The sequence below is a fragment of the Rhodococcus sp. HNM0563 genome, from assembly GCF_012726195.1.
Classification (GTDB): Bacteria; Actinomycetota; Actinomycetes; order Mycobacteriales; family Mycobacteriaceae; genus Rhodococcus.
In genome coordinates this window covers 252,244-259,379 of the sequence record NZ_JAASAF010000002.1, presented here as the reverse complement: position 1 = coordinate 259,379, position 7,136 = coordinate 252,244, and the positions used below count along the sequence as shown (strand labels likewise).

Genomic DNA, 7,136 nt, shown 5'->3' with positions numbered 1-7,136 from the left:
GGTCGTCCACATGGGGGCTGTACGGAAGTTGTCCACAGGGACGGCATTCGTACACAGAATCCGCGATTTCCCGGAACGGGGCTGGTGCCGGGCGAACCGGTAGACGACGCTGCATCGTGTGGGGGACGACAAGATCATTCGACGATGTGAGGCGCGTGCGCGCGGTGTCACCGACTCGGAAGTCCGGCGACTGGTGCGAACAGGAGCATGGACTCGGTTGGGCTCGGGTGTGTATATCCCGTCCGGCATCTACGCAGACGCAGACGAGCGAGACCGGCATTTCTACCGCGCGACGGCGGCGATGGAGAACTTCAGAGAAGGCACCGCTCTGAGCCACGTGTCGGCGGCCGTGATGCACGGACTGGAGACGTGGCAGATTCCGCTCGATGCCGTCCACGCGACTCGCAATCGCTCCGGTGGAAGTCGCCGGGGACCCGGGTGCGTGTTGCATTCGTCGAAGTTCACCGAGGATGAAGTGACGTCGAGGGTCGGCGTGCGTGTGCTTTCCGTCGAACGGACGATCACCGACCTTTCTTCGACTCTGTCGTTCGAGCAGGCTGTCGTGGTGGGGGACCGGGCGCTGAGGATCGGCGTCACCACGCTCGACGAGCTGAATCGGGCCATCGAGCGCATGGGCCGGCATCCGGGTCGTGCGAAGGCGGCGCGAGCTGTCCGTTTCATGAGCGACCGCAGCGATAGCGTCGGCGAATCCCGCAGCCGAGTCCTGATGATCGGTGCGCAGTTGCCCATCCCGGAAGAACAGCCGGATGTGTTCGATGCGAATGGTCGTTGGTTGGCTCGTGTCGACTTCCTCCTTCCTGAGCATGGAGTGATCGGTGAGTTCGACGGGCGGATCAAGTACCGGCGTGACGGTGTCGCCACCAGGGATGCAGAGGACGTCGTCTTCCAGGAGAAGTTGCGCGAGGATCGGCTGCGGCATTCGGGATGGGTCGTCGTGCGGTGGACGTGGGCAGATTTGCAGACACCGGACGCACTCGTCACCCGAATCCGCGAGGGGATCGCACTGGCTGGGAGAGGGAGCGGTCCGATGGGGACGTTCGAGACCCGGAAGCTAGCAGGGCAAAAGTAAAGCAAGCAGCCCTGGTGGATGACCACCAGGGCTGCTTGCTTTGTACTAGGGCTGCTTACTTACGGCCGGGAGGCTTGGGGCCACCCTTGATCTGCAGTCCGCCGGGCTTGGCCTTCGGCGGAGCCGGTGCCTCCGACGCGGGCTTCGCCTCGGGCTCGGCGGACGGCTCGGGCACAGCCTCCGGAGCAGACGCGGCCTCCGGAGCAGGAGCCGACTCCGGAGCAGGAGCCGACTCCGTCGCCGGTGCTGCCGGTGCGGCCTTCTTCGGGCCGGGGCCCTTGAGTCCGCTCTTGAGCTGCAATCCACCGGGCTTCGCCTTCGGGATCGCGGTCTCCTTCGGTGCTTCGGCAGGAGCCTCCGAGGCCGCAGCTTCAGGAGCAGCCTCGGGTGCAGACGCTGCTGCGGGAGCAGCTGCCTTACTGGCGCCGGGGCCCTTGAGTCCGCTCTTGAGCTGCAGACCACCGGGCTTGGCGGTCGGGAGTGCCGACTCGGCTGCGGGTGCAGCAGCTTCCGGAGCGGCCGCGGCCGGTGCAGCTGCCTTCTTGGCGCCCGGTCCCTTGAGCCCGCCCTTCATTTGCAGTCCGCCGGGCTTGGCCTTCGGGACGGCCGGAGCTTCGGTCGACGCAGACTCGGAAGCAGGAGCAGCAGGTGCCGCTGCCTTCTTGGCGCCCGGTCCCTTGAGTCCGCCCTTCATTTGCAAGCCGCCGGGCTTGGCCTTCGGTGCCTCAGCGGCCTCGGCAGGCGCCGCGGCCTTCTTGGCGCCGGGGCCCTTGAGTCCGCCCTTCATCTGCAGTCCGCCGGCCTTCGGCGCGCCCGTCGTCTTGGGTGCCGCGGGGGTCGCCGCAGCTTCCACGACTTCTTCGACGCGCTCTTCCTCGACGGCTTCGGCGACGGCCTCGGCCTCGACCGGGGTCTTCGGCTGCTGGATCACCTTCAGGTTCTCCGTGAGCTTGTCCGCCTCGACGCGTGAGATCGACTCGAGCATCAGCTGCGCGACGTCGACGACCTCGACACCCTCGCCCTTGCCCTCTTCCTGACGCGCGGTGACACCGTCCGTGAGCATCACGCGGCAGAACGGGCAGCCGGTTGCGATCTTCTTGGGGTCGGTGCTCAGTGCTTCGTCGACACGGTCGACGTTGATGCGCTTACCGATCCGCTCTTCCATCCACATGCGGGCACCGCCGGCGCCACAGCACATCGACCGCTCACCGTGGCGAGGCATCTCGACGAGCTTTGCACCCGACGCCGCCATGAGCTCACGCGGAGCGTTGTACACCTTGTTGTGACGACCGAGGAAGCACGGGTCGTGGTAAGTGACGTCCTCGCTGACAGGCGCGACCTGGACCAGTTTCTTCGCCCGCACCAGGCGGTTGAGTAGCTGGGTGTGGTGGACGACCTCGTAGTTGCCACCGACCTCGGGGTACTCGTTGTTCAGCGCGTTGAAGCAGTGAGCGCAGGTCACGACGATCTTGCGCTTGCTCTGCTCGACACCCTCGAACACGCCGTCGAGGACCTCGATGTTCTGCTGCGCCAGCTGCTGGAACAGGAACTCGTTACCCGCGCGGCGAGCCGAGTCGCCCGTGCAGGTTTCCTCGGCGCCGAGGACCATGAACTTGGTTCCTGCGGTGGCGAGCAGTTCGGCGACGGCCTTCGTCGTCTTCTTGGCGCGATCCTCGTAGGCGCCGGCGCAGCCGACCCAGAAGAGGTATTCGTAGCCGTCGAAGCTCTCGGCGTCCTTGCCGAACACCGGGATCTCGAAGTCCATCTCGTTGATCCAGTTGAGACGGTCCTTAGAATTCTGACCCCAGGGGTTGCCCTTGTTCTCGAGGTTCTTGAACAGACCTGCGAGCTCGGACGGGAAGTCCGATTCGATGAGCACCTGGTAGCGACGCATATCGATGATGTGGTCGACGTGCTCGATATCGACGGGGCACTGCTCGACGCACGCGCCACAGTTGGTGCAGCTCCACAACGTCTCGGTGTCGATGACGGGGGCGAGTTCGCCGGCCTCGACGAGTTCGGCCGATTCGCCGACGAGCTTGCGGCCCGCTTCGGCACGTGCCGCTTCGGGGATCTTGGCGAGTGCGGCTTCCTTGACGTTGCCTTCGCTGTCGACGAGGCCGACCTCGTCGCCGCCCATGTCCGTGCGGCCACCGGCCAGCAGGTAGGGGGCCTTGGCGTTGCCGTGGTCGCGCAGCGACATGATGAGCAGCTTCGGCGACAGCGGCTTACCGGTGTTCCAGGCGGGGCACTGCGACTGGCAGCGGCCGCACTCGGTGCAGGTGCTGAAGTCCAGCCAGCCCTTCCACGAGAAGTCCTCGATGCGTCCGGCACCGAGCGTGTCGGTGTCGGGGTCGACGTTCTCCATGGTGAGGGCCTTGCCCTTGCTCATCATGGGCTTCGCGGCACCGAGGGCGACTCCGCCGTCGTCCTCACGCTTGAAATAGATGTTGAAGAACGCAGCGAAGCGGTGCCATGCGACACCCCACGTGATGTTGCGGCCGACCACGTAGAGCCAGATCATGCCGGACATCAACTTGATGAACGCGAAGACCGACACCATCTCGGGGCTTGCAGGCAGAAGCTTCGCGAGATTCATCGTGAAGAAGTCGGTCGACATGTGGCCGCCGCCGTAGGTGGCGATCTTCCCGGCCTTCACGAAGATCATGCCGAGGCCCTCGATGAGGACGACTGCCTCGACGAAGTAAGCGGCCTTGAAATCGGAGCCGGTGAAGCGCGACAGACGTCCGGGCTGACGAGGGTGATTCAGCTGGCGAATGATGATCAGCACGACGATGCCGATCACCGTGCCGAGGCCGAGGATCTCGTCGACGAAGTGGTAGACCGCGGTGCCACCGATGAGAGGCCAGTGGAACTCGGGGTTGAACGTCTGGCCGTATGCCTCGAACCAGACGATGGCGCCGAGGAGGAAGCCGACCATGACGAGCCAGTGAGCCCAGCCGACGGTCCGGAACTTGTTCATTCTCGTGTGCGCGAGGAACTCGACGACCATCTGCTTGAAGCGCGGGAAGAAGGGGCGCCAGCGATCCGGGGCCGGTTGGCCGATCCGTATCGCGCTGACCATCTTCCATGCGCCGCCGATGAAGGAGTACCAGCACACGAGGCTGAGCAGCACGCCGATCGTGCCCAACGTGATCGTCAGGGCATTCATACGTGGCCTTTCGTGTCGGGGGCGGACAGCCCGCCTGGTATAAGCCTCCGCATCGTAACGCACGCTAAGTTACCCGCTGGTAACTAGAGCGAGTCTACTTGTGAGTAACTAGGCGTTGCGGTGCTGAGAGCCTGTGCGGCAGTCACCGTATAGACGGGTAATTCGTCAAAACGAGCCAGGCTGCCCTTACCGCGGCACGCTCGATATAAGGCGCGGGAACGCTTCAGGGCACGATTCGGCATCTATCAGGCGTTACTGGGATAACAAATTGTTCGGGCGTCGGTTATGATTTCGATCCGGACGTGACTTTCGGACAAAAAGAGCGAACGTCGGGGGTTCGAAAGTCTCACGCTTACAGGGAAAATTGGGGGCGTCCTCGGGGCGTGCGCCATGTCACAGAACGGAAACACATGAAGCTCAGGAAGCTTGCCGCCGTAGCGACGATGACAATCGCCGCTATGGGAATCACGGCCGGAACCTCCTACGCGGCCCCGGCGGCCCAGGATGAGATCAACTACGAGTCGCATGTCGATGGCCAGTCTGTCGTCACCGTCATCGACGCGGGCGCATTCCAGGTCTCGGGCGACGGCCAGAGCGTCGAACTGCAGGACAACGCTGGCAACACCGTCGTCAGCCTGCCCCTCGCGGTTCAGCTCGGCGACATCCAGCTGCCCTTCGAGCGTGAGATCAGCGAGGACGGCAAAACCCTCACTCTGACCCCGGTCACCGATCTGTCGCAGGCGACCCCGGTTGCCCCCGAGGACAAGGTTGCTCAGGGCATCACGCCGGTCGCTCTCAAGGTGACCGACGTTGCTTCGCCGGATGAGAACCTCAAGGCTCAGCAGAACTTCGCGTCGCAGCTCGGTATTGCGACTGCTGTTGGCGGCCTGACCGGCACGATCATCGGTTGCATTGTGGGTTCGGTCGCAACCATCCCGCTCCTGGCAGTCGGGTGCGTTCCGGGTGCTGGCGTCGGCGGGGTGCTTGGCACCATCGCTGCAGGCGGTCCGACGCTGATCGTTGCGGGGATCGGCCTGGTTCAGACGCTTATGGCGCCTCCGGGAACCACGCAGTACGCAAACTGACTTACGTCGACGAACGGCCCCGTCATCTATCGGATGGCGGGGCCGTTTGCGGTTCGACGTCAGCTCACCACAGCAGCTGAATCAAGAGGTTGATGGCACTCGCCAACACATCGGCGCTCCCCGTAACCGATCCGAACATCTACACGTCCTCCCTGTAATTCGCCGCCGATGCGGGGACATCCCCCCCCATCGTTCGTTTTGCGGCCGAACGAGATTTCAGGAGCGTATCCCGGTTCGATCTTGGTGCCGCGTCGACACTCCGCTACCCGCATCCCAACCCGACCGAGTGGATGTGCAGGCGGAGAAGCGGCGTCAGAAAACATCGGTGCCCGCCTTCCGTGTGGAAGACGGGCACCGTGTGCTGGACGCGAGGACTAGCTGGTGCGGATCGTCAGGCCCGGGTTCTCCGCGAGGATCGAGTTGATCGGCGTCGCGAACAGTTCGGGGGTTTCACCGAGCAGGCCACTGACGATGGTTGCGATCTCGCACATGCCGTACTGGCCGACGTTCGAGGCGCTCGAGATGCCCATGGCAAGGGTGCCGGTGACGAGTGTGCCGCCACTGTCGCCCTGGAGTGCGCACAGGTTGGTCGAGAAGCCGTTCTGCAGGACGCGATGACCGATCTCGACGTTCTGGCTGGTGGCGGTCACGAGACCGCAGCTGTAGCCGGTACGCAGACCGGACTTGCAGACGGGTGTGCCGACGATCGGGTCGGCGGTGCCGGTGATCGGCAGGGGAGCCGCACCGGGCACGCGGACGCCGTTGTTCTCGAACCGGCCTTCGGCCTCGCCGGTCGGGCGGATGATCGCGTAGTCGCTGTGGTCCAGGCTTGTCTTCTCGAACTTGCCGAGGTGCTGACCGAGCGCCTCACCGTTCAGCTGGTACACATCGGACGCCCACTGGGTGCCTGCCTGGGCACGGTTCGGGTCGCAGTGTCCGGCGGTGATGTTGACGGGACCGCGACGGTCCTCAGCGTTGAAGCCGAGCGAGCACCGCAGACCCGTTCCCTGTCCGAGCGACGCGTATGCGTCACCGCCGAGCAGCGCGTCGGGTGCGGCCGTGCCTGCCACGGGATGCAGGTCTGCGGCAGGCTGCGGGGTGAGTTCGGCCGGAGCGAACAGCACCCGCACTCCCGACAGGAACTCCGGCAGTTCCAGTCCGGCGACGTTCTCGGCGCGCACGATGACGTCGTTGTTGATGACGTCGATGGCAACACCGCGAACCACATCGGCGATGGCCGGCGGCTGCGTTTCGAGCCAGTCGTTGAGGGCCTTCAGTTCGTCGTTGAGGGCGTTTTCGCTGTCTTCGGTGCGCTGCACGGCGAACCCGGCGTCCTCGGCAGAGGTGCGCGCCTCGTCGAACTGTTCGCCGTCTGCGAGCCCGACGGTGGGCGTGCCGTGGTCGTCGAGCCACACACCGGCGAACACGGCCGCGAACTGCTCCCGTGCCGTCTCTGCGAACCGTGCGAGGTCCTGGCTGCGCGCGGCGTCCTGCAGGAATCGCTCAGGGCTGATCTGAAGATCTCGATCCAACGCTTCGACGAGTTCGGCGGGCAGATCCGCGGTCTGGGCGGGAGCCGGGTCGGCCTGGGCTACCAGCGCCGCAGGTCCGATGAGCAGTGCAGCAGCCGAGCCGAGGACGGCTGCCCGACGTGCGAAGGAGCGTCGCATGGATACCTTTCTCAGTGACCTCCACGCGTGACGTGGAGAGGCCGATCGGAGCGGATCGGCGACACGATTCTATGGGCTGATGGCGGCAACCGGCGCGGATCGCCGGTTGCCAGTGTGTC

Annotated in this window: 4 protein-coding genes; 2 read left to right on the top strand and 2 right to left on the bottom strand. The window is 64.9% G+C overall.

The annotated features are described in order from the left end of the window. Positions 1-118 precede the first annotated feature (118 nt). Positions 119-1,090 carry a type IV toxin-antitoxin system AbiEi family antitoxin domain-containing protein gene (locus HCA61_RS05070; RefSeq protein ID WP_169687086.1) on the top strand — a complete coding sequence of 324 codons (972 nt, stop codon included), beginning with the start codon at positions 119-121 and terminating at the stop codon, positions 1,088-1,090. Between the two features lie 55 nt (positions 1,091-1,145). Here the strand turns inward: HCA61_RS05070 and HCA61_RS05065 are convergent, their stop codons facing one another. Then, positions 1,146-4,262, bottom strand: coding sequence for a (Fe-S)-binding protein (locus tag HCA61_RS05065; protein WP_169687085.1), 3,117 nt, complete (start codon positions 4,260-4,262; stop codon positions 1,146-1,148). A 410-nt stretch (positions 4,263-4,672) separates the two neighbouring features. Between HCA61_RS05065 and HCA61_RS05060 the strand changes: the two genes are divergently transcribed. After that, entirely contained in the window at positions 4,673-5,347 is a 675-nt protein-coding gene (locus tag HCA61_RS05060; protein WP_169687084.1) for an ammonium transporter, read from the top strand. Positions 5,348-5,721: 374 nt separating this feature from the next. On the opposite strand, the gene HCA61_RS05055 is transcribed toward HCA61_RS05060, so the two are convergent. Then, positions 5,722-7,017: a S1 family peptidase gene (locus HCA61_RS05055; protein ID WP_169687083.1), complete on the bottom strand. Its 1,296-nt coding sequence runs from the start codon at positions 7,015-7,017 to the stop codon at positions 5,722-5,724. Positions 7,018-7,136 lie beyond the last annotated feature (119 nt).

Excerpts from the sequence above, each read along its gene's own strand:
- HCA61_RS05065 (WP_169687085.1), bottom strand. The coding sequence starts at position 4,262 with ATGAATGCCCTGACGATCACGTTGGGCACGATCGGCGTGCTGCTCAGC.
- HCA61_RS05060 (WP_169687084.1), top strand. The coding sequence starts at position 4,673 with ATGAAGCTCAGGAAGCTTGCCGCCGTAGCGACGATGACAATCGCCGCT.
- HCA61_RS05055 (WP_169687083.1), bottom strand. The coding sequence starts at position 7,017 with ATGCGACGCTCCTTCGCACGTCGGGCAGCCGTCCTCGGCTCGGCTGCT.